21 protein-coding genes are annotated in these 26,867 nt (G+C 63.4%); 19 read left to right on the top strand and 2 right to left on the bottom strand.

Annotated elements, in window-relative coordinates; all coding sequences use genetic code 11:
• Nucleotides 1-68 precede the first annotated feature (68 nt).
• The 5 genes from atpA (at nt 69) to glmU (ending at nt 5,953) form a co-directional block, all read left to right on the top strand.
• On the top strand, nt 69-1,613 hold the full coding sequence (atpA, locus tag ABWY06_RS03355) for a F0F1 ATP synthase subunit alpha (RefSeq protein WP_353924150.1): 1,545 nt from the start codon (nt 69-71) through the stop codon (nt 1,611-1,613).
• A gap of 62 nt (nt 1,614-1,675) precedes the next feature.
• Complete coding sequence (gene atpG, locus ABWY06_RS03350; protein WP_353924149.1) at nt 1,676-2,536, top strand: F0F1 ATP synthase subunit gamma; 861 nt, start codon at nt 1,676-1,678, stop codon at nt 2,534-2,536.
• 30 nt (nt 2,537-2,566) lie between these two features.
• Nucleotides 2,567-3,943, top strand: a complete 1,377-nt coding sequence (gene atpD, locus ABWY06_RS03345; RefSeq protein ID WP_353924148.1) for a F0F1 ATP synthase subunit beta — start codon at nt 2,567-2,569, stop codon at nt 3,941-3,943.
• A gap of 80 nt (nt 3,944-4,023) precedes the next feature.
• Entirely contained in the window at nt 4,024-4,452 is a 429-nt protein-coding gene (locus ABWY06_RS03340) for a F0F1 ATP synthase subunit epsilon (RefSeq protein ID WP_353924147.1), read from the top strand.
• 133 nt (nt 4,453-4,585) lie between these two features.
• Complete coding sequence (gene glmU, locus ABWY06_RS03335; RefSeq protein WP_353924146.1) at nt 4,586-5,953, top strand: bifunctional UDP-N-acetylglucosamine diphosphorylase/glucosamine-1-phosphate N-acetyltransferase GlmU; 1,368 nt, start codon at nt 4,586-4,588, stop codon at nt 5,951-5,953.
• Between the two features lie 74 nt (nt 5,954-6,027).
• Here glmU and ABWY06_RS03330 read toward each other — a convergent pair whose 3' ends face one another.
• Complete coding sequence (locus ABWY06_RS03330; RefSeq protein ID WP_353924145.1) at nt 6,028-6,519, bottom strand: phage infection protein; 492 nt, start codon at nt 6,517-6,519, stop codon at nt 6,028-6,030.
• Between the two features lie 273 nt (nt 6,520-6,792).
• Between ABWY06_RS03330 and ABWY06_RS03325 the strand changes: the two genes are divergently transcribed.
• The 14 genes from ABWY06_RS03325 (at nt 6,793) to ABWY06_RS03260 (ending at nt 26,069) form a co-directional block, all read left to right on the top strand.
• Nucleotides 6,793-7,563, top strand: coding sequence for a DeoR/GlpR family DNA-binding transcription regulator (locus ABWY06_RS03325; RefSeq protein WP_353924144.1), 771 nt, complete (start codon nt 6,793-6,795; stop codon nt 7,561-7,563).
• 11 nt (nt 7,564-7,574) lie between these two features.
• On the top strand, nt 7,575-9,425 hold the full coding sequence (gene glmS / locus ABWY06_RS03320; protein ID WP_353924143.1) for a glutamine--fructose-6-phosphate transaminase (isomerizing): 1,851 nt from the start codon (nt 7,575-7,577) through the stop codon (nt 9,423-9,425).
• Between the two features lie 468 nt (nt 9,426-9,893).
• Nucleotides 9,894-11,096 (top strand): DKNYY domain-containing protein, encoded by a 1,203-nt coding sequence (locus tag ABWY06_RS03315; RefSeq protein ID WP_353924142.1) that lies wholly within the window; start codon nt 9,894-9,896, stop codon nt 11,094-11,096.
• 320 nt (nt 11,097-11,416) lie between these two features.
• Nucleotides 11,417-11,986 carry an acyl carrier protein gene (locus ABWY06_RS03310; RefSeq protein WP_353924141.1) on the top strand — a complete coding sequence of 190 codons (570 nt, stop codon included), beginning with the start codon at nt 11,417-11,419 and terminating at the stop codon, nt 11,984-11,986.
• Nucleotides 11,986-13,263 carry a beta-ketoacyl-[acyl-carrier-protein] synthase family protein gene (locus tag ABWY06_RS03305; protein WP_353924140.1) on the top strand — a complete coding sequence of 426 codons (1,278 nt, stop codon included), beginning with the start codon at nt 11,986-11,988 and terminating at the stop codon, nt 13,261-13,263. Before ABWY06_RS03310 ends, ABWY06_RS03305 begins: the two co-directional genes overlap by 1 nt.
• A 2-nt stretch (nt 13,264-13,265) precedes the next feature.
• Complete coding sequence (locus tag ABWY06_RS03300) at nt 13,266-14,327, top strand: beta-ketoacyl synthase (protein WP_353924139.1); 1,062 nt, start codon at nt 13,266-13,268, stop codon at nt 14,325-14,327.
• A complete protein-coding gene (locus tag ABWY06_RS03295; protein WP_353924138.1) occupies nt 14,324-15,619 on the top strand; it encodes a beta-ketoacyl-[acyl-carrier-protein] synthase family protein in 1,296 nt (431 codons plus the stop codon). Before ABWY06_RS03300 ends, ABWY06_RS03295 begins: the two co-directional genes overlap by 4 nt.
• Nucleotides 15,619-16,839 carry a beta-ketoacyl synthase N-terminal-like domain-containing protein gene (locus tag ABWY06_RS03290; protein ID WP_353924137.1) on the top strand — a complete coding sequence of 407 codons (1,221 nt, stop codon included), beginning with the start codon at nt 15,619-15,621 and terminating at the stop codon, nt 16,837-16,839. The genes ABWY06_RS03295 and ABWY06_RS03290 overlap by 1 nt, the downstream gene beginning before the upstream one ends.
• A gap of 52 nt (nt 16,840-16,891) precedes the next feature.
• On the top strand, nt 16,892-19,762 hold the full coding sequence (locus ABWY06_RS03285; RefSeq protein WP_353924136.1) for an aminotransferase class III-fold pyridoxal phosphate-dependent enzyme: 2,871 nt from the start codon (nt 16,892-16,894) through the stop codon (nt 19,760-19,762).
• Between the two features lie 9 nt (nt 19,763-19,771).
• Nucleotides 19,772-20,509: a 3-oxoacyl-ACP reductase family protein gene (locus tag ABWY06_RS03280; protein WP_353924135.1), complete on the top strand. Its 738-nt coding sequence runs from the start codon at nt 19,772-19,774 to the stop codon at nt 20,507-20,509.
• A complete protein-coding gene (locus ABWY06_RS03275; RefSeq protein WP_353924134.1) occupies nt 20,506-21,270 on the top strand; it encodes an SDR family NAD(P)-dependent oxidoreductase in 765 nt (254 codons plus the stop codon). The genes ABWY06_RS03280 and ABWY06_RS03275 overlap by 4 nt, the downstream gene beginning before the upstream one ends.
• A gap of 2 nt (nt 21,271-21,272) precedes the next feature.
• A complete protein-coding gene (locus ABWY06_RS03270) occupies nt 21,273-22,556 on the top strand; it encodes a DUF1302 family protein (RefSeq protein ID WP_353924133.1) in 1,284 nt (427 codons plus the stop codon).
• Between the two features lie 63 nt (nt 22,557-22,619).
• Nucleotides 22,620-23,456 carry an outer membrane lipoprotein-sorting protein gene (locus ABWY06_RS03265; RefSeq protein ID WP_353924132.1) on the top strand — a complete coding sequence of 279 codons (837 nt, stop codon included), beginning with the start codon at nt 22,620-22,622 and terminating at the stop codon, nt 23,454-23,456.
• An 18-nt stretch (nt 23,457-23,474) separates the two neighbouring features.
• A complete protein-coding gene (locus ABWY06_RS03260; protein ID WP_353924131.1) occupies nt 23,475-26,069 on the top strand; it encodes an efflux RND transporter permease subunit in 2,595 nt (864 codons plus the stop codon).
• A gap of 103 nt (nt 26,070-26,172) precedes the next feature.
• Here ABWY06_RS03260 and ABWY06_RS03255 read toward each other — a convergent pair whose 3' ends face one another.
• The gene (locus ABWY06_RS03255; protein WP_353924130.1) at nt 26,173-26,577 is read right to left on the bottom strand and encodes a MerR family transcriptional regulator; all 405 of its coding nucleotides are present in this window, start codon (nt 26,575-26,577) and stop codon (nt 26,173-26,175) included.
• Nucleotides 26,578-26,867 lie beyond the last annotated feature (290 nt).

The raw sequence follows: 26,867 nt of genomic DNA, 5'->3' as shown, positions 1-26,867 counted from the left end.
CAGTTCGCGGCAAACTCGCGCAACTAGCCGAAGCATTGAAATCTTGAGTTTGAAGGGGCAGCAGAGCAATGCAGCAACTCAATCCTTCCGAAATAAGTGAAATCATCAAGGGTCGCATCGACAAGCTCGATGTGTCCTCCCAAGCCCGCAACGAAGGCACGGTTGTCAGCGTGTCCGACGGTATCGTGCGGATCCACGGTCTCGCCGACGTCATGTACGGTGAAATGATCGAGTTCCCCGGCGGCGTCTTCGGTATGGCCATGAACCTGGAGCGCGACTCTGTCGGCGCCGTGGTTCTGGGTGCCTACCAGAGCCTCGCCGAAGGCATGAGTGCCAAGTGCACCGGCCGCATCCTGGAAGTACCGGTCGGTCCGGAACTGCTGGGTCGCGTGGTTGATGCCCTGGGTAACCCGGTTGACGGTAAAGGCCCGCTGAACAACGTCATCACCGACGCGGTTGAGAAGGTTGCACCGGGCGTGATCTGGCGTAAATCGGTCGACCAGCCGGTACAGACCGGCTACAAGGCCGTCGATGCCATGATCCCGGTAGGCCGTGGCCAGCGTGAGCTGATCATCGGTGACCGTCAGATCGGTAAGACCGCCCTGGCGATCGACGCGATCATCAACCAGAAGAACAGCGGCATCTACTGCGTCTACGTGGCAATCGGTCAGAAGCAATCGACCATCGCCAACGTGGTGCGCAAGCTGGAAGAAAACGGCGCCCTGGCCAACACCATCATCGTCGCCGCCAGTGCCTCCGAATCCGCCGCGCTGCAATTCATTGCACCGTACGCCGGTTGCACCATGGGCGAGTACTTCCGCGACCGTGGTGAAGACGCGCTGATCGTTTATGACGATCTGTCCAAGCAGGCTGTGGCGTATCGCCAGATCTCCCTGCTGCTGCGCCGTCCGCCAGGCCGTGAAGCCTACCCAGGCGACGTGTTCTATCTCCACAGCCGTCTGCTGGAGCGTGCATCGCGCGTATCCGAAGACTACGTCGAGCAGTTCACCAAGGGCGCCGTGAAAGGCAAGACCGGTTCCTTGACCGCTCTGCCGATCATCGAAACCCAGGCCGGCGACGTTTCCGCGTTCGTACCGACCAACGTGATCTCGATCACCGACGGGCAGATCTTCCTGGAATCGGCCATGTTCAACTCCGGCATCCGTCCGGCGGTGAACGCCGGTGTGTCGGTATCCCGTGTAGGCGGCGCCGCGCAAACCAAGATCATCAAGAAGCTCTCCGGTGGTATCCGTACCGCGTTGGCTCAGTACCGTGAACTGGCGGCTTTCGCCCAGTTCGCCTCGGACCTGGACGAAGCCACGCGCAAGCAGCTCGAACATGGTCAGCGTGTTACCGAGCTGATGAAGCAGAAGCAATACGCGCCCATGTCCATCGCGGACATGTCGTTGTCCCTGTATGCCGCCGAGCGTGGCTTCCTGCAGGACATCGAAATCGCCAAGATCGGCAGCTTCGAGCAGGCCCTGATTGCTTACTTCAACCGCGATCAAGCCGAGCTTATGGCCAAGATCAACGTGAAGGGTGACTTCAATGACGAAATCGACGCAGGCCTCAAAGCCGGCATCGAGAAGTTCAAGGCCACCCAAACCTGGTAAGCCGTGGTGGGGGCGCAGGCCCCCATCCTGCTAGCCGATAGGTGTACCTATATAGGTGTTGCATGGCAGGCGCAAAAGAGATTCGCAGCAAGATTGCGAGCATCAAAAGCACGCAAAAGATCACCAGCGCCATGGAAAAGGTCGCTGTCAGCAAGATGCGCAAGGCTCAAATGCGCATGGCTGCCAGCCGTCCTTACGCGGAGCGCATCCGCCAGGTGATTGGTCATCTGGCCAACGCCAACCCGGAATACCGCCATCCCTTCATGATCGAGCGTGCCATCAAGCGCGTCGGTTACGTGGTGGTGAGCAGTGACCGTGGTCTGTGCGGTGGCTTGAACACCAACCTGTTCAAGGCGTTGGTCCGGGACATGGCGGTGAACCGCGAACAAGGCGTGGAGATCGATCTCTGCGTGGTCGGGACTAAGGGCGCGGCATTTTTCCGCAGCTTCGGCGGTAACGTCGTGGCCGCGATCAGCCACCTGGGCGAAGAGCCGTCGATCAACGATCTGATCGGCAGCGTCAAGGTGATGCTGGATGCTTACCTGGAAGGCCGTATCGACCGCCTGTCCGTGGTTTCCAACAAATTCATCAATACCATGACGCAACAGCCGACAGTGGAACAGTTGATTCCTCTGGTGGCCGATCCGGATCAGGAACTCAAGCATCACTGGGACTACCTCTACGAACCCGACGCCAAGGAGCTGCTGGACGGCCTGATGGTGCGCTACGTGGAGTCGCAGGTGTACCAGGCGGTGGTCGAGAACAACGCTGCTGAACAAGCGGCGCGGATGATCGCGATGAAGAACGCTACTGACAACGCCGGTGATCTGATCAGCGATTTGCAGCTGATCTACAACAAGGCGCGTCAGGCGGCGATCACCCAAGAGATCTCGGAAATCGTCGGCGGCGCTGCCGCGGTCTAAGACCGGTTCATATATTTAGAGGAACCAGATATGAGTAGCGGACGTATCGTTCAAATCATCGGCGCCGTTATCGACGTGGAATTTCCGCGCGATCAGGTGCCGAGCATTTATGACGCCCTGAAGGTTCAAGGCGCCGAAACCACCCTGGAAGTTCAGCAGCAGCTGGGCGACGGCGTGGTGCGTACCATTGCAATGGGTTCGACCGAAGGCTTGAAGCGCGGTCTGGACGTCAGCAACACGGGCGCAGCCATCTCCGTACCGGTCGGTAAAGCGACCCTGGGCCGGATCATGGACGTACTGGGCAATCCCATCGACGAAGCGGGCCCGATCGGCGAAGAAGAGCGCTGGGGCATTCACCGTGCCGCGCCTTCCTTCGCTGAACAAGCCGGCGGCAACGACCTGCTGGAAACTGGCATCAAGGTAATCGACCTGATCTGCCCGTTCGCCAAGGGCGGTAAAGTCGGTCTGTTCGGTGGTGCCGGTGTCGGCAAGACCGTGAACATGATGGAACTGATCCGTAACATCGCCATCGAGCACAGCGGTTATTCCGTGTTCGCCGGTGTGGGCGAGCGTACCCGTGAGGGTAACGACTTCTACCACGAGATGAAGGACTCCAACGTTCTGGACAAAGTGGCACTGGTCTACGGCCAGATGAACGAGCCACCAGGCAACCGTCTGCGCGTGGCACTGACCGGCCTGACCATGGCCGAGAAGTTCCGTGACGAGGGTAACGACGTGTTGTTGTTCGTCGACAACATCTACCGTTACACCCTGGCCGGTACCGAAGTGTCCGCACTGCTGGGCCGTATGCCGTCCGCCGTGGGTTATCAGCCGACCCTGGCCGAAGAGATGGGCATCCTGCAGGAGCGCATCACGTCGACCAAGAACGGTTCGATCACCTCGATCCAGGCCGTCTACGTGCCAGCGGACGACTTGACCGACCCGAGCCCGGCGACCACCTTCGCCCACTTGGACGCCACCGTCGTACTGTCCCGTGACATCGCTTCGCTGGGTATCTACCCGGCGGTCGACCCACTGGACTCGACCTCGCGCCAGCTGGACCCGAACGTGATCGGCCAGGAGCACTACGACACCGCGCGCGGCGTTCAGTACGTGCTGCAGCGTTACAAGGAACTGAAGGACATCATCGCGATCCTGGGTATGGACGAGCTGTCGGAAGCCGACAAGCAGTTGGTATCCCGTGCGCGTAAGATCCAGCGCTTCCTGTCCCAGCCGTTCTTCGTGGCCGAAGTCTTCACCGGTGCCTCGGGTAAATACGTTTCCCTGAAAGACACCATTGCCGGCTTCAGCGGCATTCTGAAGGGTGATTACGATCACCTGCCGGAGCAGGCGTTCTATATGGTTGGCGGCATCGAAGAAGTCGTCGAGAAAGCCAAGAAACTGTAATCCGGGCGCCCGGCGACGGGCGCTAGCGGTCTGCTTGAACGCCTTGCAGTGTTTCAACAGGTCGATACGTGAGGCTAGATATGGCTATGACAGTCCATTGCGACATCGTCAGCGCGGAAGGCGAGATCTTTTCCGGTCTGGTCGAGATGGTCATTGCGCACGGTAACCTGGGTGATATCGGTATCGCTCCAGGCCACGCGCCGCTGATCACCGATCTCAAGCCGGGTCCGATCCGCCTGATCAAGCAGGGCGGCGAAGCCGAGGTGTTCTACATCTCCGGCGGTTTCCTGGAAGTGCAACCGAGCATGGTCAAGGTCCTGGCCGACACCGTGCAACGGGCTGCCGACCTGGATGAAGCCTCCGCCCAGGAAGCCGTGAAAGCGGCCGAGAAGGCGCTGCACGAAAAAGGCGCGGAGTTCGACTACGGTTCCGCCGCCGCCCGTCTGGCCGAGGCCGCAGCCCAGCTGCGCACCGTCCAGCAAATACGCAAGAAGTTCGGCGGCAGCTGATTGCCCCGGGCTTTATCCGCTGCGAGTAGAAGGGTAGCCTTGGCTACCCTTTTTCTTGCCCGCCGGTTTTCCCGCCGGGCGCGAACCGCGGCCTCACGCTGACGTCGCCTTGCCTGTTCAGGACCTGCCTATCATGTCGCTCGATATCGTTATCCTCGCCGCCGGCCAAGGCACCCGCATGCGTTCGGCCTTGCCCAAGGTGCTGCACCCGATCGCCGGCAAATCCATGCTCGGCCATGTGATTGACACTGCCCGCCAGCTCAAACCGCAAGGCATACATGTGGTGATCGGCCACGGCGCCGAGTTGGTACGCGAGCGTCTGGCGGCGGATGACCTGAATTTCGTGCTGCAGAGTGAACAACTGGGTACCGGCCATGCCGTGGCCCAGGCGCTGCCGGGGTTGAGTGCCGAGCGTGTGCTGATCCTTTACGGCGACGTGCCGCTGATCGAAGTGGACACCCTACAGCGTCTGTTGCAACAGGTCAGCGAGCAGCAGCTTGGGCTGTTGACGGTCAACCTTAAGGACCCGACCGGTTACGGTCGCATCGTTCGCGATGAACGAGGCGTGGTCAACGCCATCGTCGAGCACAAGGACGCCACGGCGCAGCAGCGTCTGATCAGTGAAGGCAATACGGGCATCCTTGCCGTACCGGGTAAACGCCTGGCCGACTGGCTGGGGCGGCTGTCCAACAGCAATGCCCAGGGCGAGTACTACCTGACCGACGTGATCGCCATGGCGGTGGCCGACGGGCTGGTGGTGGCCACCGAGCAAGCGGCCGACGAGATGGAAGTGCTGGGTGCCAATGACCGCATTCAGCTGGCGCAGCTTGAGGGCCACTTTCAGCAGCGCTTTGCCAATCGCCTGATGGCGCAAGGCGTCACTCTGATCGACCCGTTCCGTTTCGATGTGCGGGGTGAGGTCAGCGTGGGCCGTGATATCACTATTGATATCAACGTGATCCTCGAAGGCAAGGTAGTGATCGAGGACGACGTACAGATCGGCCCGAACTGCGTGATCAAAAACTCGATCCTGCGCAAAGGTGCCATCGTCAAAGCCAACAGCCACCTGGAGGGCGCCGAGCTGGGCGAGGGTGCCGATTGCGGCCCGTTCGCCCGCCTTCGCCCAGGCTCGGTGCTGGGCGCAGGCGCCCATGTGGGCAACTTCGTTGAGCTGAAGAACGCCGTGCTGGGCGAAGGCGCCAAGGCCGGTCACCTGAGTTACCTGGGCGATGCCGAGATCGGCGCGCGCAGTAATATCGGCGCCGGCACCATCACCTGCAACTACGACGGCGCCAACAAACACCGTACCGTGCTGGGCGAGGATGTCTTTATCGGTTCCAACAGCGCCCTGGTGGCGCCGGTCACCCTGGGCGCGGGCTCGACCACTGGCGCCGGCTCGACCATCACCGGCGATGTTCCCGACCAGGCCCTGGCGGTGGGCCGGGCCAAGCAGCGCAATATCGAGGGGTGGAAGCGCCCGGTAAAACGCCCCAAGGCGTAAGCATCAACGCCGCTGCGTTGCTGCAAAACGACAAGGGCGCCATCAGGCGCCCTTTTTAATGCCAGCCATTCGGCTTAGACCGAGCGATTAGCACCTGTGCGGTCAGCACCATCGGCGGCGATCTGGTTGCTGCCGGTACGATCGAAGCCATCGGCGGCGATACGGTTGCTGCCAGTGCGCTCAGCGCCATCAGCGGCGATACGGTTGCTGCCAGTGCGCTCAGCGCCATCAGCGGCAACTCGGTTGATGCTGGTGCGGTCGAAGCCATCGGCGGCGATACGGTTGCTGCCGGTACGGTCGAAGCCATCGGCGGCGATACGGTTGCTGCCGGTACGGTCGAAGCCGTCGGCGGCGACACGGTTGCTGCCAGTGCGGTCAGCGCCATCAGCGGCGAAACGATTGCTGCTGGTACGGTCGAAACCATCGGCGGCGATTTGGTTACTGCCGGTACGGTCGTAGCCATCAGCGGCGATACGGTTGGTTGCGGTGCGATCGGAGCCATCGGCGGCGAAGGTGGTGCCGGTCAGGCCAAGGGTCAGCAGCGCAGCGATAATCAGGGTTTTCATGGTGTGCTCCTCGAAGCGGGGATAAGTGGCGACGAGGTAAATGTTGCGCTGTGGCGGCACCCATGAGAAACGCACAGGGTCGATAGCGGACATCGATGCCGTTGATGACCGCGGCATGTTACCCCCCGTCAGCTTAATGGGCCGGCCATAAACTCACTGGTCTTGCCGCGCAGCCAGCGTTCGGCGCGCAGGGACTTCATTAAACTTGACTTGAAAGCGCTATTAAGTTTTGATTGGAGAACTTTATCTTTCGAATCGAAACTTAAGACCTCTATGTCGAAGCGCAATACGCCGCAACGTCGTCACGCCATCCTCGCCCTGCTCGCCGAACAGGGTGAGGTCAGCGTCGATGCCCTGGCCAAGGCGTTCGCCACGTCCGAGGTCACCGTGCGCAAGGACCTGGCCGCTCTGGAAAGCACCGGCCTGCTGCTGCGCCGCTACGGCGGCGCGGTGCCCATGCCCGCGGAACTGATCGCCGACAGCGCCCAGCCGATCTCGAAGTACAAACAGGCCATCGCCCGTGCCGCGGTGGCGCGCCTGCGCGAACATGCGCGGATCATCATCGACAGCGGCAGCACCACGGCCGCATTGATTCCCGCCCTGGGGCACAAACCCGGGTTGGTGGTGATGACCAACTCGTTGAACGTCGCCCGTGCCCTCAGCGAACTGGAACACGAACCGGTGCTGTTGATGACAGGCGGTACCTGGGATCCGCATTCCGAGTCCTTTCAGGGCCAGGTCGCCGAGCAGGTGCTGCGTTCCTACGATTTCGACCAGCTGTTTATCGGCGCCGACGGTATCGACCTGGCCCGCGGCACGACCACTTTCAATGAGCTGCTGGGCTTGAGCCGGGTCATGGCCGAGGTAGCCCGGGAAGTGATAGTGATGGTCGAGGCCGACAAGGTCGGCCGCAGGATTCCCAACCTGGAGCTGCCCTGGAGCAGCATCCATACCCTGATTACCGATGAGCGCCTCGCCCCCGACGCGCGTGAACAGATCACGGCGCGCGGGGTGACCCTGGTCTGCGCCGCTGTGGATAACTGAGGAGAACACCCATGTGTGGCATTGTTGGCGCCGTCGCCGAACGTAATATCAGCGCGATCTTGCTGGAAGGCCTCAAGCGCCTGGAATACCGCGGCTACGACAGTGCCGGGGTGGCGGTGTTGAGTCGCGAGGGTGTGCTGCAGCGTTGCCGGCGCGTGGGCAAGGTGGCTGAGCTGGAGGCGGGCCTCGTCGCCGAGCCCCTGGCCGGCCGCCTGGGCATCGCCCATACCCGCTGGGCCACCCATGGCGCGCCCACCGAGCGTAATGCCCACCCCCATGTGTCGGGCAGCGACCTGGCGGTGGTGCACAACGGCATCATCGAGAACCACGAGGTACTGCGCGAGCGCCTGCTGGGCTTGGGCTATGTGTTCAATTCCGACACCGACACCGAGGTCATCGTCCATCTGCTGGACCACCTGCTCAAGGACAGCGGCGACCTGACCCTGGCCCTGCAGGCGGCGGTCAAGCACTTGCACGGTGCCTATGGCCTGGCGGTGATCAATGCCCGCCAGCCCGATCGCCTGGTCGCCGCCCGCAGCGGCAGCCCGTTGGTGATCGGCCTGGGCCTGGGGGAGAACTTCCTGGCCTCCGACCAGCTTGCCCTGCGCCAGGTGACCGATCGCTTTATGTACCTGGAGGAGGGCGATATCGCCGAAATCCGCCGCGACAGCGTGCAGGTCTGGGCCGCCGACGGCCAACCGGTGCAGCGTGAAACGGTGCAACACAACGAAGGCGCCGAAGCGGCCGACAAGGGCAGCTACCGGCACTTTATGCTCAAGGAAATCCATGAGCAGCCCAAGGTGGTGCAGCGTACCCTGGAAGGTCGCCTGGGCTCGGACCATGTCCTGGTCCAGGCCTTTGGCCCGCAGGCCGCCGAGCTGTTCGCCCGGGTGCGCAACGTGCAGATCGTCGCCTGCGGCACCAGTTACCATGCCGGGATGGTGGCGCGTTACTGGCTGGAAGACCTGGCCGGCATCCCCTGCCAGGTGGAAGTCGCCAGCGAGTTTCGTTACCGCAAGGTGGCGGTGCAACCGGACACCCTGTTCGTCAGCATTTCCCAGTCCGGCGAGACCGCCGACACCCTGGCGGCACTGCGCAACGGCAAGGCCCTGGGCGCGGACAACGGCGGTTACCTGGCCAGCCTGGCGATCTGCAACGTTGGCATCAGCTCGCTGGTGCGTGAATCCGACCTGACCCTGCTGACCCTGGCCGGCCCGGAAATCGGCGTGGCCTCGACCAAGGCCTTCACCACCCAATTGGTCGCCCTGCTGTTGCTGACCCTGTCCCTGGGCCAGGTACGCGGCACCCTGCAGCCGGGCGTCGAGGCCGAGCTGGTGGACGAGTTGCGGCGCCTGCCGATCCGCCTGGGCGAAGCCCTGGCCATGGACGGCACGGTGGAGAAAGTTGCCGAACTCTTCGCCGAAAAACACCATGCCCTGTTCCTTGGCCGTGGCGCGCAGTACCCGGTGGCCCTGGAGGGTGCGCTCAAACTCAAGGAAATCTCCTATATCCATGCCGAGGCCTATCCGGCCGGCGAACTCAAGCACGGCCCGCTGGCGCTGGTCGACAGCGACATGCCGGTGGTCACGGTGGCGCCGAACAACGAGCTGCTGGAAAAGCTCAAGTCCAACCTGCAGGAAGTGCGCGCCCGCGGTGGCGAGCTGATCGTCTTCGCCGATGGCCAGGCCGGCCTGCACAACGGCGAGGGCACTCATGTGGTGGCCATGCCGCATATCCACGATGTACTGACGCCGATCCTCTACACCTTGCCGCTGCAGTTGCTGTCCTACTACGTGGCGGTACTCAAGGGCACCGATGTCGACCAGCCGCGCAACCTGGCCAAGTCGGTGACGGTGGAATAAGGCTTCAAGGCCCGTCGCAGCGCTGTTAGCTAGGAAGACAGGCGAGTCGAAGCCTGTCGACCTGCGCCTGGCCTTGATCGGTCGGCGCGATCCTTGTGGGTAAAGCTGTTGATAAGTCTGTGGGTAACAGCCCGTGAAACCGCCTTGACGCCCAGCAATCCAGGGCTCCGCTCGGCGAGGACGTAGGGTAGTCGCGGCGCGCGGCGCAGTGACCGCCCAGCGTATGTGGCCAGGGCCTGCAACCCCGGTTAAAGGTCCTGTGGGGTATCGCCTATAGGTCTAAGCAATTCGCCAAAGCACCTCGCGTCGGGAGGATGATGTTGTGCTTATCCACCGCGCGGGGTGCCTGTGGATAAGTTGTGGGTAACCGACTGGGAGGGCTGTGCTGGCGTGTTCCATGGGCTGGTGTCAACGGGCGCCTTGGGCGCCGGCTAGACTCTGCAGGTCTATTGATCACCGGGAACGACTATGGACGGGCGCCAGGTCCTGCCACGGCTTGCCCGCTGGCTATCGTTGGTCGTCGGTTTTTCGCTGCTGCTGGGCGGTTGCGGACCTGGGCGGCTGGTGGATGGACGGATCAGCAGCAGTTACTTCATCGACGGCGGGCGTATCAGCTATGCCGCCGGCGGCAATTGGCTGGCCCTGGGCATGCAGCCATTGGTGGGGGTGGAGGTGGGCAGCTTCCGGCCGCTTGCCGAGCACTATGGCCGGGATCGGCAGCGTGTCTATTACGCTGCCGCGCGGCTGGAGCAGGCCGACCCCGAAGGTTTCCAGATCAGGCATGCCGGTTTCGCCTTCGCCGTGGACGGCGGCCATGTCTATCGCCAGGCCCAGCGGATCGTCGAGCTGGACGCCGGCAGTGCACGACTGGTCGGCCGCCATTACATGGTGGACGCCCATGGCGCCTGGTATGGTGAATTTCCCGAGGGCGAGCCCTACCTTTTACGCCGCTTGCCCGAGGCCGATCCGGCGCAGCTGGCGCTGGTGGCGCCGCAGCGCACGCCCTACCTGGCCACCGACCGTCGGCACCTCTATTTTATGGGCGAGAGACTGCCGATCCAGCCCGCCGCCGATTTGGCGGTGCTCGCCCTGCCGCTCGACAGCCTGGTGCTGCGCAACGACGGTGACCTCTACACCCTGGGTTATGCCCCGCGCCAGGCCAACCCCTTGGCGGCACACTTCAAGGTGCAGCGCAAGGACCTGGGCGGCGGCAATGCCCTGATTCATTACCCGGGGCTGCGGCAGATCGAAGGCAATGGTTTCTGGGCACTGTTGAACCAGCACCTGCTGGTGAGCCAGGAGCGCTTTTACTGGGTACCGGTGAAAACCACCGTAGGTGCGCTGCGCTTCTTTGCCGAGGGGCCGCGGCACGTGTTGGCCGACGGGCATCTCTATTACCTGCCGCCCGGTCCAGCCGGCACTCATGCCCTCGACCTGGGCGCCGGCCACGCGGTGAGGGTGCTGGACTGGCATTACAGCATCAGCGATGGCCACGTCCGCTGGCGCGAGCGAACGGTGGACGGCGCCCAGGCCGGCAGCTTCTCGGTGTTCGCCGATGGTCGCCCGCACCAGGGTATCGATGCCTGGGATGGGCGGCAGTTCTATTTCCAGGGCCACGCCGTCGCGCCGTTCGATGCCGCGTGGCTCGGGGTCCTCAAGGGTTCCGAATAACGGTCCGAGCTCCCGCCGCAGCGGCCGGCCGGGCCAGTAGCGCTGGCAGCCGGGGCTGCCGATCGCGCCTTGCCGGTTGTGTGACGCCCGGCTCATGTCGCACCGAAGCGTATTTTCGGCATTCATTCGTTTGCTCTGAATTTGCACGTAAGTGTATGAATAGGTTGATTTAATTCCTTTTTGTCCGGGCCTGACGCCGCGCTCCACGGGGGCTTGACTCTGCCCTAAGGGGGAGAGTTTAGAGTACGTCCACCGCCGATAAGCTGCTTATCGCTGCGGTACGACGAAGTTAGGCCTATGGACATATAAGGAGTTGCACCATGAACAATCCGCTGGAACTGGATGCCGTAATCGTCAAAACCCGTGAAATCCTCGCGCAGCTGCTGGTGATCGATGCCGATATGATCGACGCCGACAATAGCTTGATCGAAGACCTCTCCGCCGACTCTCTGGATATCGTCGACCTGGGCTTCCAGCTCGGTCGTCACTACGGCTGCACCCTGCCGAAAACCAATGTGCTGGACCATGCGGTGGCCGTTTGCGGCGACCTGCAGGCCTTCGTTGATGAGCGCGGCCTGACCGCGACCGGCCAGGCGCTGCTGGAAGACAGCCTGAGCGCCTACGGGCCAGGCCAACTGCGGGTAGGGATAAAGCCCGCCCAGGTCTTTGCCGTGACCACAGTGCGCAATTGGGCGCAGCAGTGCCACAACCTCTTCAATTATCTGCCGGAGACCTGTCCGGAATGTGGTGCCGCGCATGCCCTGTTGAACGAACGCGAGCAGGTTGTCTGCGGCGCCTGCAGTGCGCGCCTGACCCCGGCGGACGGTGATGATATCTCGCGTCGCTTGGTGGAGACGTTCGTCGCGGCGAACATCCAAGAGACCGCCTAGTGCGCGCGCGTGAAGTCTACGTCACCGGCTTCGGCCTGGTGGCACCTTCAGTGTTGGACGCCGAGACCTTATTCCAGCGGATCTGCGAAAAACGTTCCTGCGTGCGCGAGCACCCATTGTTCGCCGAGTTGGGGTTTCCCAATACGGCCGCCGGTTATATCGACGAGCAGCAGTGGCAGCAGCTGTACCAGGGTTTCCACGGCGATGCGGGTAAACAGCCACGGCAAGCGGTGTTGGCTGAATACGTGGCAAAACAGGCTTTGCGCCATGCCGGCCTGAGCGCTACGGCGTTTCGCACGGTCTCCAGCGGGTTGTTTCTCGGGGCGAACAAGTACTGCGCCACCAGCCAGGACCTGGATCAAGTCAGCCTGTGCATGGACCACAACGGCAGCCTGGACCTGGATCGATACCTGCAACGGCAGGAACAGGCGGAGCATCCGTTTGCCCGACGGGTGGACCAGCAGACGTTCCATCTGGCAGAAAGCCTGGGCATTCGCGATCACATTTCCACTCACTCGGACGCGTGCGCGGCCGGTACCGTTGCCATTGGCAGCGCCTACCGGGCGATCGAGCGTGGCGAAATCGATCTGGCAATCTGTGGCGCGGTCGAGCTGATGGCCAACGAACTGCCCTACTACATGTTCAACAGCCTGGGTGCGCTCTGCGCGAAAGCCGAGCTGCCAGTGGCCAGTCAGAGCCGGCCCTTTATGCGCGACCGCTGTGGCTTCGTGTTGAGCGAGGGCGCGGCCTTGTTGGTGCTCGAATCGAAACAGCATGCCGAACGGCGTCAGGCCAAACCGCTGGGGCGGGTGTTGGGCTACGCCAATTTCTGCGAGGCGGAAAAAATGACTTCCAGCAGTCGCGACGGCAGCAAGTACGAGCACTGCATGGAGGCGGCCATCGAGGATGCCGGGCTCCTGCGTTACGCCGTGCAGCACGTCAACACCCATGGCACTTCCACCCAGGCCAACGACAGCTGCGAAGCCCTGGCGCTGAAGCGGGTGTTCGGCTCGATGCTGGAGAACGTCACGCTGACCGCGAACAAGTCGGCCATCGGCCATTCCCTCGCCAGCAGCGGGGCCCTGGAAGCCGTGCTGTCATTGATCAGCCTGCGTGATGGGGTGCTGTTGCCAACGCTGAACTACGAGGAAAGCGGCGCGGAATATCCCGAGCTGCGTTTCCTCTCTCAGCCGATGCGCCAGTCGATCGGCGTGGTGCTGTCCAATTCCTTCGGTTTCGGGGGCGTCAACAGCTCCATCGTTCTGGGGAGGGCCTGAGCATGGTTGATCTGTGCACACGTTCGATCTACCTGCTCGAAGTCGCCGTGCTGAATGCCGCAGGCGCCGAATGCGCCGATTTGCAGGGCCCGGCACCTGTCGCGCAGCCGTTGCCGTTCGACTCGAGCCTGCTGGCCCATGCGCTGGCCACGCCACGTCTGGCAGCGGAGCTGTTCGACCGCAAGATCCAGCGCAGCGTCGAACCCCAGGGCCTCCGCCTGCTGCAGTGCGTTGCCCGCCTGGCAGCACCGTTGCAGGCGCTGCAGTTGGCGCCGGAGCGCATCGCGTTGACCGCTGCGATCCCGGAAGTGGATGCACCGAGCCCCTGTTGGGAGGCGGTCGAGGCCATCCAGCGGCAACCGGACAAACTGCTTGGCCAGTTGTTCGCCAACACCCCGCCCTTGCACGCCATCACGTTACTCAACAGCAGCGTGATGGCCTATGTGGCGGAGGCGCTGCAGTGCAATGGCGCCATGGGCGGCTACTGCTCCCAGGGCAACGCCGGGCTCGACGCACTGATCGAGGCCGTCGTGCAAATCGCCGAGCAGCGCGCGGACGCGGCACTGGTGGTCAGCAGCAGCCCGAACCTCACCCCGGCCCTTTACCTGCGCGATGGCCCGCTGGCCGATGCTCCGCTCTATGGCGAAGGGGCGGCGGCGCTGTTGCTGGCGACGGCCCCCACGCCGGGCGCCACGCAGGTGGTGCGCATTGCCGGGTTCGCCCGTGCCTATTGCGCCGACTCGGCGCGGTCCAGGCTGGTCGCCGAGCGGGTGCTCAACCAGGCGCTGGGTGCGCAGAAATTGTGCCTGAACGACCTCCGGCTGGTGGTGGCCGATCCGCAGGATGCGGTCCTGGCTGAACTGCTGGGTGCGGTCGGGCCCTTGCGCAGCAGTCGCGGCGTGACCGGTGAGCTCGGCGCCAGCGCCCTGCTGACCGAGATCGCCTATGCCCTGGGCGCCGATCGAGCGCCGGGGCAGGGCTATGCCCTGTTGATGACGCGCAGCCGGGCCGGCCACTGTGGCGCGTTGCTGCTGGCGATCGAGAACAGGGAGAAACAGGCATGAGTGCGACACGGATCGTGATAACCGGCATGGGTGCGGTAACCGGTTTTGGCTTCGAATGGCAGCACATGTGGGCCCGCATGCTGGACGGCGGGCACTGCATCCGTGCCTGGCAACCCGAAGGGGTCGAAGACGGCAGTTTCCCGGTGCGCTACGCCGCCGCGGTGGACATGCAGCTGTTGCCGGCTTACCTGGAAAATCACCGGGCCTGGCACACGGCCCTGGAGAAACGCAGCCGCTATGGCTGGATCGCCGCCAGCCAGGCGGTGGCCGACAGTGGCCTGGAGCCTGCGCAGTTGCGCGAGGCGGCGGTGCTCTGCGCCTCTGGGGCGCCCCAGCATATGCTCGAGGACATGCGTCTGGCTCTGGCCGCGGACCCGCGCGAGGGCGCCGACTGGCGTCACCTGATGCGCCGCGCCGAGCAGGTGCACGCCGATGGTTCGTTGCGTCAGAGCAACGACCGCCTGGCTCGGGTCATCGCGGCCGATTTTGGCTGCGAGGGGCCGCTGATCAATATCAGCAGTGCCTGTGCCGGCGCCTCACAGGCCATCGGCAATGCGTTCCAGATGATTCGCCGGGGTGAAGTCGAGGTCGCCCTGGCGGGTGGGGCGGACTCGGTGTTGAACCTGGATACCATGGGGGCCTTGTACCTGCTGGGCGCGGCGAGCAGCGAGCAACGCTGGGGCGCCGAACTCTGCCGTCCGTTCGACCGCGACCGCAGCGGCCTGATCGCCGGCGAAGGCGGCGGCTTTGTCGTGCTCGAAACCCTCGAGCGGGCCTTGGCCCGTGGCGCGACGCCCTATGCCGAGGTGCTCGGTTACGGCAGCAGCCTGGACGGCTACAAGGTCACCGCGCCGGATCCCCAGGGCCGCGGTGCCGCGCTGGCCATGCGGGCGGCGCTGCACGACGCCGGGTTGGCGCCGGGACGGGTCGACCTGATCAATGCCCATGGCACCTCGACCCCGCTCAACGATGCGACCGAAACCCTGGCGATCAAGCGTGTCTTCGCCCACGAGGAGCACTTTCGGCGGCTGTCGGTCAGCGCCAACAAGTCCCAGTTCGGTCACTTGATCGCGGCAGCGGGGGCCCCGGAAATCATGCTCACGGCGCTGGCGTGCCGTGACGACCGCATCACGCCCACGCTCAACCTCGATCATCCCGACGCCGAGTGCGACCTCGATTACTGCGCCCACCGGGCGGTCGATCGAGTGGTCGACGTGGCCCTCAGCAACTCGTTCGGCTTTGGCGGGCTGAACACCTCGTTGGCGTTGGGCAAATACCGGAGAGACAACTGATGGCTCGTTTCAGCAATCCCATCGCCATCGCCGGCATGGGCTGTGTGCTGCCCAGCGGGCTGGGTGCCGAGCGCTTCTGGCAGGCCGCCCGCGATGGCCGCAGTGGCATAGTACCGTTGCGCTCGGCGGATTTTCACAGCCGGCGGATCAGCGCGTTCGGCCATGTGACGCAAGAAGACCATCAACGCTGCCGCGAGGACGTCGCGCAGAACCTGCAACGCTATGGTGCCCTGTCGATGATCTGGGGGGTCAGCGCCGTTCGCCAGGCCCTGCAGGAAGCCGGGGTCGACCCGAGCCGGGATCGCCTGACATTCGGCCTGTATTGCTGCCAGGGGGGTTATACCCACCCGTCGCTGGAATCCTACGCGGACCTGCTGCGCGATTGCACGGCGGCCCAAGGCGGACTGGACTCGCGCAAGCTGGCCAAGCGGGTGTTGCAGGACCATGCCCTGGAACCTTTTCTGGTGCTCAAGAGCTTGAGCAACTGCCTGCTCGGCATCGTCAGCCTGGCCTACAAACTCGAGAGCGAGTGCAACGCCTATATGCAGGGCGTCGCCGGCAATCAGGCCGCCTTGCGCGAAGCCTGCGCGGCCCTGCTCAGTTACCGCGTCGACGTGGCGATCGTGGTCGGTGCCGGCAGCGAACTGGACGCCATGGCGCTTTCGGCCCTGGTCCAGGCAGGTGTGATCAGTGCCACCGGCGCGGACAGCTTTCGGCCATTCGACCAGGCCGGTACCGGTGGTATCGCCGGCGAGGGGGCGGCCGCGCTGATCTTGCGGCGCAGCGAGGATCAACCGGGGGCCCGGCAGACCCAATTGGTCGGGTTGTCGGCGCATGCCGAGTTGTCCGGCCTGGAGTTGCCCGCCTACCCGGTCGACCTGCTGGTGTGCAGTGGCAGCGCGATTCCCGAACGCGACCGGCAGCTGTGCGAAACCCTGGCGCAGGCCAAACCCAAGGCCATCACCAATATCCAGCCGGTCACGGGCCTGCTCAGCGCAGCGCCCAGCCTGGTCGACCTGATCCTGGCCCGCAGCGCCCTGCAGGCGCAATGCGTGCCGCCGATCATCGGCCTGAGCCAGCCGGTGGCCGAGGGCCTGCCCTTTGCCACCGGCACCAGCCGGCCCGCGCGCCTGCATCGCTGTGCGGTGCTCAACCGCGACGATAACGGCTTTAGCGCCTGTTACCAGCTCGAGTACCGCGACGACCCGCGCGACAGCTGATCCGCGCCTGCCCCGCCGCCAAAATTTTTATCCCTTCAAGGAGAGTACTGTCATGGATTACCGCGATTACGTAAGACCCAAATACGTCGAGCTGATGCAGGCCTTGGGCCTGGAGTGCGAGTTCCATCGCGCCGCCGGCACTAAGCTTTACTACCGCGACCGCCAAGGCGCGGAAGTGACGGTAACCGATTTTCTCGGTGGCTATGGCGCGGCGCTGTTCGGTCACAACGACCCGCAACTGGTCGAACAACTCTGCCGGTTGCTGGGCGAAGGCGTACCGATGAATGCCCAGATGTCGGTGCGTGGCGCCGCCGGCGAGCTCGGACGGGCGCTCAGCGAGGCCTTCAACCGTGAGCTGAACAACAGCGAACGGTTTATTTCGACCTTCTCCAACAGCGGCGCCGAGGCGGTGGAAATCGCCGTCAAACACGCCGAATATCGCCGCCAGCGGACCTTGCAGAAGCAGTTCGACGAGCTGGACTTCGCCCTTGCGCAATTGACCGCCAGCGACCGCGCCTACCGCGAACTGGAGGTCGAGGACCTCGACCTGCCGGCGGGTCTGCTGCCGGCCAACCTGCACTACGTGACCCTGCGCCAGCTGGTCGAGGCGGTGCGCCAGCACAACCTGGCGCAGCTGCACGCGGAGCCGGTATTCGTCGCCATGCGCGGCAGCTTCCACGGCAAGCTGGTCAATACCGTACAGCTGACCTATGGCAAGCAGTACCGCCAGCCTTTCTCGCGTTTCGGCCTGCAGGTCGAATTCCTCGATCCGCAGCAGCCGCAGCAGTTGCAGGACCTGCAGCAGCGTCATCGGCGCGACTGGCTGGCACTGGAGTGGAGCGGCGAGCAGCTGCAGGTGCGCCGGCAAAGGTTCAGCGCCATTACCGCGGTGTTGCTCGAGCCGATTCAGGGCGAGGGTGGCATCAATGAGTTCGCCGCCGAGTTCTACCTGGCCGTACGTCGTTTCAGCAACGAGCAGCAGTGCCCGTTGATCCTCGATGAAGTGCAGTCGGGCTTTGGTCGCACCGGCACGCTGCTGGCGAGCAGCCAATTCAAGCTGCTCGGCGACTATTACTGCCTGTCCAAGGCCCTCGGCGGCGGCCTGGCGAAGATCGCCGTGACGCTGATCCGCGAGAGCCACTACGACCCCGACTTCAGCTATATCCACAGTTCGACTTTCGCCGAGGACGACCTGTCGTGCCGTCTCGCCTTGTCGGCCCTGGAGCGCCTCTACGCCAATGACAGCGAAATGCTGAAGGACGTGCAGAAGAAAGGCGACTACCTCAAGGCGTCGCTGCGCGAACTGCAGACCGCCTATCCGGATGTCATCGCCGATGTCCGTGGCCGCGGTTTGCTGCTGGGGTTCGAACTGCACGACCTCACCGGCAGCAGCTCGCTGGTGCAGGCCTCGGCGCAGTACAACGATGCCCTGGGCTACATCATCGCCGGTTACCTGCTGCAGCACGAAAAACTACGGGTCGCGCCGTCCGGCAGCAACCCCAATGTGATCCGTCTGGAGCCGCCGGCCTGCATCGGCTATGGCGAAATGGACGGCTTGATCGCGGCCCTGCAGAACGTCTGCGAAATGCTCCGTCGGCGTGATGCCTTCCCGTTGGCCGCCGGTGTCTGTGCCGATCTGATTCCCACCCTGGCGCCCCGTGACACGAGCTTTCGGGAGGAACCGGCTGACCCAAAGTCTGACCCGGGCACCCGCGTGGTTGCCCGTGTGGCCTTTATCAACCACCTGATCGACGCCGACATGCTCAGCGAGGTCGACCCGTCCCTGGCGGCCCTGACGGCAGAGCAGAAGCGCCAGTTTATCCAGCGCATGGCACCCGAGCGTCGCGCCGCTCCCATCGGGCCGGTGCTGATCCGCTCGCGACTGGGCGTGGCGGTGGAGTTCACCCTCTATCCGCTGTGCATGGACTCCGATGCCATGGCGGCCTATATCGCCAGCGGCAACCTGGAGCCGATCCGCAAGGAGATCACCGAACGCATCCGCGATGCCCGTGCCGACGGCTACTCGGTTGCCGGCCTGGGCATGTACACCTCCATCGTGACCAACAACTGCCAGGCGCTGCAGATACCCGATATGGCACTGACCTCGGGCAACGCCCTGACCATCGGCATGGGGCTCGAGGCGATCGAGCAGGGTTGCCTGCAACAAGGCCTGGTGCTTGGCGAGGAGACCGCGGCGGTGGTCGGCGCGGCCGGCAATATCGCCTCGACCTACGCCTCCCTGCTGTCGGAAAAGGTCGATCACTTGCTGCTGATTGGCAGCGGTCGTGATGGTTCGATCCGGCGGCTGCAGAAGACCGCCCAGCTGATCTATGCCGATGCCGCCAAGGCGATACTCGCCGGACGTGCCGAGCAGGATCGGTTGGCCGGCCGCCTGCAGCAACTGGAGGGACTGGATCGTCTACTGGAGCTGCATGGCGACAGCGCCGACCTCGGCCAGCGGTTGTTCCAGTTCGTCGAGGAGAAGGCCGGTGCCAACGCCTTTATCACCCTCAGCAACGACCTGCAGGACCTGAAGCGGGCGCGCATCGTGCTGTGCGCCGCGAACGCCCCGCAGCCTTTCCTGGGGGCCGAGCACTTCGCCGAAAACAGCGTGATCTGCGATATCGCGGTGCCGCTTAACGTCGACCAGGACTTGCCGTCCCAGCGCGCGGACCTGCTCTACATGCACGGCGGCATCGTGCAGACGCCGCTCGGTGATGGCTTGGCGCCCAACGTTCGCGCCTACCTGAAGCAGGGCCAGCTGTATGCCTGCATGGCCGAGTCGGTGTTGATGGGCTTGTCCGGCATGCGCGGGCATTACTCGTACGGCGACATCAGCCGCGAGCAGGTCCAGCAGATCCGTGCCATCGCCGCGACTCACGGTTTCGGCCTGGCGCAGTTCAAGACGGACAACTCTCTTTAAGGAGGCGGCATGCACGACAAAATAGCGGTAGTGACGGGCGGCAGCCGCGGAATCGGCAAGGCCATCGTCAGAACGCTGGCTAACGCCGGTTACCGGGTCGCCTTCAGTTATGTCCGCGACGAGGCCGCCGCCGGCGCCCTCTGCGCCGAGATCGAGGGGCAAGGTGGACAATGCCTGGCGCTGCAGTGCGACGTTGGCGACGCGAGCAGCATCAGCGCGTTTTTTCAGCGGATCGAGACGGCGTTCGGCCGCATCGACCTGCTGGTCAACAACGCCGGCATCACCCGCGACGGCTTGTTGGCGACCTTGTCCCTGGGCGATATCGCCCAGGTGATCCAGACCAACCTGATCGGCACCTTGCTGTGTTGCCAAGGCGCCTTGCCCAGCATGCTGCGCCAGCGCAGCGGCTGCATCGTCAACCTCAGTTCGGTGGCGGCGCAGAAACCTGGCAAGGGCCAGAGCAACTATGCCGCCGCCAAAGGCGGTGTCGAGGCGCTGACCCGGGCCCTGGCGGTCGAGCTGGCGCCACGCAATATCCGCGTCAACGCGGTTGCCCCCGGCATCGTCAATACCGAGATGAGCGCGGCCCTGGTCGGCAGCCTGGAGCAAGAGATCCAGGCGCGTCTGCTGATCAAGCGCTACGCCGAGCCCGAAGAGATCGCCGAGGCGGTGTTGTTTATCGCCGAGCGTGCCCATTACCTGACCGGTGAAGTGCTGCCGGTCAACGGCGGATTGAAAATGCCATGAGCGCACCCAGAACGATTCTGATCACCGGTGCGGCCAAGGGAATCGGCCGCGCGGTCGCCCAAGACTTCGCCGCCGACGCCGGCAACCGCCTGGTGCTGCTCGACCTGGACCTGGACGAGCTGCAGCGTTGGGTGGCCGATTACCCTACGGCGGCGACCATCGAGACCCACGCCGCCGATATCGCCGACCTGGCCAGCCTGCGGACACTCTTCAACGACCTGGGCAAACGCCTGGGTTACATCGATGTGCTGGTCAACAGCGCGGGTATTTGCAACGAGAACGAACCGGAAGACCTGGACAACTGGCAGCGGGTGATCGCGGTCAACCTCAACGGCACCTTCTACGTCACCTCGTTGTGCTTGCCGCTGCTCTCCCGGCACGGCCGTATCGTCAATATGGCGTCCATCCTCGGGCGTGCCGGCAAGGTGCGCAACAGCGCCTACTGTGCCTCCAAGCACGGCATCGTCGGCATGACCAAGGCGCTGGCGCTGGACCTGGCGCCGCGCCAGATCACGGTCAACGCGATACTGCCGGCCTGGGTCGACACCCCGATGCTGCAGCACGAACTGGCGGTGCAGGCCAGCACCTCCGGGCAGGCACTGGCGGACATCCTGCGCACGGCCAAGCGTCGGCTGCCACTGCGACGTTTTATCCTCGGTGAAGAAGTGGCGGCGATGGTGCGCTACCTGGCCAGCCCCGAGGCGGGTGGCGTCACGGCTCAGAGCCTGATCATCGACGGCGGCGTCGGGTTGGGGATGTAGGCATGCGTGGACTAGGTGTATGTCATGGCCTGCTTGCCGTGCTGGCCACTTGCGGCCTGGGCTCAGCCCAGGCCGATACGGAGAGCGTCTACTGGGATGGCGAGATCGGGGTGGCCAGCGCGCTGCGTCTGCACGGGGAGGACCGGGTCACCCAAAAAGCCCTGTACTTCAAGGCGACCCTGGAGGACGCCTGGGATGGCGGGTATTACAAGGCCAAGGGCCGGGTGCGCTACGACGCCCGTTACGACGGCAGCAATCCCTATGGCGACGAGGCCCGCGATGACTATCGGATCAGTGCCGACTGGCGGCACCTGTACTGGGGGCAGTACGTCGGTGACGGCGAACTGACCCTGGGCTGGCAGCAGGTGGTTTGGGGGCGCGCGGACGAGCTGCGGGTGCTCGACCAGATCAACCCACTGGACTATCGCGAAGGCGTGACCGCGTTGCTCGAGGACAGCCGCATCGCGGTGCCGATGGTGCGCCTGACCCAGCCGGTCGGCGAGTGGGAGCTGGAGGCGCTGTGGATCACCGATTTCCTGAAGAACCAGGCACCGACGGCGGGCAGCGAATTCGACGCGCCGTTGTTCGCCGCCCCGGATCCGCAGTTCTTTCAGGTCGAATCAACCCCGGACTATGACGGCGCGCGGGGCTTTTCCAGCGGCCTGAGCGCCAATGGTCGTATTGGCGCCCTGGACGCCAGTTTCGTGCTCCTCAATGCCCGGCAACAGGACCCGGTGTATGCCGTCGAAGGCGTGACCGACGACCAGCGGATTCGCCTCGAGCGGCAATTTCCGCGTTACACCATGGGCGGTGCGGGTTTCGCCTTCGACGCCGGGCACAGCATCGTGGTGCGCAGTGAAATCGCCTATTTCAACGACTGGCGACTGACCAACCCGACCCGTAGCGAGGGCAGCGACCAGAGCCCGATGCTCAAGTCGCTGCTGGGTGTCGACTACCTGTGGCGCGATTGGCTGATCTCGGCACAGTGGCAGGAACAGCAGATCCTCGATTGGCAGGCCGGCATGCTGCAGGACGAACGGGACCACCTGTTCACCCTGTCCGCCGAGGGTACCCACGCCCAGGACCGCTTGAAAACCCGCCTGGTGTTCGCCTTCTCGCCGCCGGCGGCGGATGACGCCCTGGTGCAAGGCATCTTCACCTACAAGCCGGTCGAGTGGCTGAAGCTGGGCCTGGAAGTTGACCTGTTCTTCGGCAAGCAAGACCGCCTGTTCGGCGCCTACGACGGGCGCGACCAATTACGGGTATCCGCCGGCTACCTGTTCTGACCCGAAAAAACCGGCCCATCAGCGGGCCGACCTTTACCCCTTCTAGAGCACAAGGAGCTTTATATGTCGCCGCTATTCAAAGGCCTGACGGCCACCGCCCTGATCATGTTGGGCGCTTCGGTGAGTGCTGCCGAAACCCTGAGCGCGGACCAGATCATCAGTCAGGTGCGTGACCGCGACGATGGCAAGAGTTTCATGTCGCAGGTGTCGTTGATTCTCCACGACAAGAACGGTAATACGCGCGTCCGGGAGTTCACCTACCTGCAAAAGGACTACGCCGACAGCGACAAATTCACCATGTACTTCTCCACGCCCAACGATGTGCGCGACGTCGCCTTCCACATCGAAAACCCCCATGAGGCGCTGGGCCAGGAAGACAGTCAGTGGATGTACCTGCCGGTGAGCCGCCAGACCCGGCGGATCTCCACCACCGACAAACGCGGCTCCTTCATGGGCAGCGAGTATTCCTACGCCGACCTGGACAAGATTCGCGTCAAGGATTACCGCCAGACCCTGATCGGCGAGGAGAAGATCCTGCAGCGTGATTGTTATGTGATCGAGCGCGAACCGGCCTCGCCCGAGGTACTGGCCAAGACGGGTTACAACAAACTCAAGGTGTGGATCGACAAGCAGAACCACCTGGTGATGCGCCAGGATTTCTATGACGTGAAGGGCGTGTTGATCAAGCAGATGCGCACCAAGGAGGTGGGCACCGTGGATCAGATCGACAGCATCCTGCTGAGCGAAACCGAGCACTTCATCGACGGCACCCGTTCGGAAATGCGCTTCAACCACCTGCAGTACAACGTCGAGTTGAACGATCGGTTGTTCACCCAGACGGCCATTCGCCGCGGCCTGAAATCCGGCGACGTGCCGGCTTTCGCCGTTTCTTCCCTGTAAGCGCCGGAACAGACGATCATGGATAGATATCTGCAGTTCATTGAACGCTTCGCGCGGCCCATCATCTTTTTGCTGATGGCGATCACCGCCTACTTCATCTATGGGCTCGGTTCGCTGATGTCCGACACCAACCCTTACCTGCTCAAGGAGTCGCATCCCGCGCGCAAGACCATCATTGACCTGCAAGGCGAGTTCACCGGTACCTTCGATTCGGTCATGGTCGCGCTGCACAATCCCCAGGGCGTGTTCAACAAGGAGACCCTCAACGCCCTGTATTCGATGTCGCAATCGGCCCGGCAGATCGTCCTCAGCAACGAGGACGATGGTCGCGAATTGCAGCGCATCGTCGACCAGCACCCTTCTGACGAGGCGGCCCGCCAGCTGCTCGGGGCGATCCTGCAGGATGGCCTGAGCCAGAATGACTACCAGAAGGCCAAGGCCCTGCGCGACCACGCGGAGCTCCAGGGCTGGGACTCCCATGATCGACAATTCCTGACCTTCCTCGCCGAGCGCGTCAACCCGATCCGCGAAATGGCGTCCATGGGCGACCTGGAAAACATCGTGCTCACCGACAGCGGCGAGCTGTTGATCCACAAGACCCTGCGTGCCTACGACATGGACCCCAAGGAGGTCGAGGCGCAGATCATGGGCAACGAGCTGATGCTCGACGGGGTGGTTTCGCGCGACAAGTCGGTGGCATTGCTGGTGGCCGAACTGGGCACCAAACAGGATGATGCCCAGGCACAGTTGCGGGCCTACCAGGCGGTGCGGGCGATAGTCGCGGATTACCAGGCCAAGCATCCGCAGTTCAAGGACGAGGTGTTCATCGCGGGCATGCCGATCTTTATCGCCGCGCAGCAGGAGATCATCGATCATGACCTGGCGCTGCTGTTTCCGATCGTGTTTCTGCTGGTCACGACGCTGTTGGTGTTCTTTTTCCGACGCCCTCTGGGCGTTATCCTGCCGTTGTTCAACATCCTTTTCTGCACTATCTGGACCCTGGGCCTGATGGCGTTGTTCGAGGTCCCCATCGACCTGCTCACCAGCGTCCTGCCGGTGTTCCTGTTCACCATCTGCTGCTCCGACGCGATCCATATCATGGCCGAGTACTATGAGCAGAAGTACGCGGGCAAGAGCAATCGCGAGGCCAACCGCGAGACCATGCGCCTGATGGTCATGCCGGTGGTCCTGACGACCGTGACGACCGTGGCCACCTTCCTGATTTCCACCACCACCAACATCGTCGGCATTCGCAACTTCGGCCTGTTTATGTCGATCGGCTTGACGGCGGCGCTGATCATCTCGCTGTTGCTGATCCCGGCCTGGATCTCGCTCTGGGGCAAGGACGAGAAAACCGAGCGGAAAGTGCGCAAGGAGTCGATCATTTCCCGTCAGCTGGTGCGCCTGTGCGCCTGGTTGATCGCCCACCGCAAGGGCGCGTTGCTGGTGACCCTTCCGGTACTGGCGGTCATGACGGTGCTGACCTTCTTTGTCGCGATCGAGGACTCGGGCATCGTGTACTTCAAGAAGGACAGTCCGGTTCGGATCTCCGACGAGTTCATCAACGCCCACGTTGCCGGTACCGCGCCGGGCTGGATCGCGATAGACAGCAAGCTGCCGCGTGGGGTCCTGACCACCGAGGTGGTGACGTTCATCGACAAGCTCGACCACTTCCTGCGCGAACAGCCGAATATCAGCTACGGCTACTCCCTGGCGACCTACGTCAAGCGCATGAATCTGGTGTTGAACGACATGGACCCCAGTTACCTGCGCGTGCCTAACGCCCGCGAGCAGGTCACCTCGGTCAACGAGGACGGCCAGCGCGAAACCTTCGATATCGACGGTAATGCCTTGATCGACCAGCACGTGATGCTGTTCGAGAACGGCGGCGGTTCGGACTTGAACAACGTGCTCAACGCCGACTACTCCAAGGCCCTGACGCTCTACACCATGACCACCTCGGTGGCCAGTGACTATCAGGCCCTGTTGAACCGGCTGGACGCCTGGCTGGCGGTGAACAAACCGGCCAACCTGGAGATCACCCATGCGGGCACGCCCGTGATCTGGACTGGCGTATTGCAGGAAATCACCAAGGGCCAGGTGCTGAGTTTCACCCTGGCGTTGCTGGTGGTGACCTTGATGATGATGTTCTGGCTCAAGTCGGTGCGCCTCGGCATCCTGGGCATGCTGACGTTGCTGACCACCTCGGTGGCGCTCTACGGCTGCATGTACCTGCTGAAAATCGAGTTGAACATTGGCACCGTGCTGGTGACCTTCCTGGTGGTCGGGGTGGTCGATTACGCGGTCCACCTGTTGTCGCGCATCAAGCTGCTGGTGCAGCAGGGGCTGCACATCGACGCGGCGATCCTCCAGGCCATGCACAGTGTCGGTCGCTCGACGGTGGTCAATGTGGTGATCTTCTCGGTCGGTTTCCTGGCACTGTTGTTCTCCAACTTCAAGCCCATCATCGACCTCGGCGCGCTGGTCGCGCTGGCCCTGTTCACCAGCGGGGTAATGACCATCCTGGTGGTTACGCTGATTTCACCCTGGTTCTTCGCCGCGGTGGAACCCCTGGAGCAAGCCTGCCCGGCCGGCGACACGCTGCCGGTCTAGGCATAAGCCTGCGCCACGGGAGACTGTCACGCACCCGCGTTCGCGCGGGCTGCGGTGGCAGCCCCGCGGCGCTTTGCTTCAGCCAGGCCGGCCAGCACGGGTTTCAGCTGCGCGCCGAGGACTGTTTCTCGTGCTGCGTTGCCCGGACCAGATGGCATTCCTCCTTGGCGTGTTCGAGGGTTTGCTCGAACGCGACCAGGCCATCGTAGAGCGCCTGTACGGTATCGATCTGGGTCAGCAATTCGGCCTTCTTGCGGGTGATCGCCTGTTGCGCCAAGTCCCAGGGAAATTCCCGGCCGTCGTAGTTGCAGAGGATTTCCTGCAGCTCCTTCAACTTGAAGCCCAAGTTCTGCGCGCACTTGATAAACCCCAGTACGTCAATGCTTTCCTGGCTGTAGATGCGGTATTTACCCTCGCGCTGCGGCTGGGGGATAAGGCCGATCTCCTCGTAGTGACGAATGCTCTTGACCGTAGTGCCGGACAGTTTGGCGACTTTTCCTATATACATAACAGTGACCATCATAATGAAAAACGATCGGGTCCACCCCGCGCGGCAGCTGCGCTCGTGCGGTGTAAAGCTGGTCTGGGGTAGCGGCGGTTTGCGGTTCGTCCTTGGGGGTGTTTCTCCTTGAACCAGATAATCCAGCGGATCGGGGCGCAGCCGTGCACTGGCCCATGGCAGCGGCCTGTGGTCAGGTTGTCACTGTCATATGTCAGAAAAGCGAGTTGAGTTGAGTTGAGTGGAGCAGCCGGCGGCTACAGGAGGGCCTGGAACAGGCCTGGCCGGTTGGGAGGAGG

It is taken from the genome of Pseudomonas sp. (assembly GCF_040514055.1).
Classification (GTDB): domain Bacteria; phylum Pseudomonadota; class Gammaproteobacteria; order Pseudomonadales; family Pseudomonadaceae; genus Aquipseudomonas.
The sequence above is the reverse complement of the archived record's forward strand: the minus strand, read 5'-3'. Positions and strand labels throughout refer to the sequence as shown.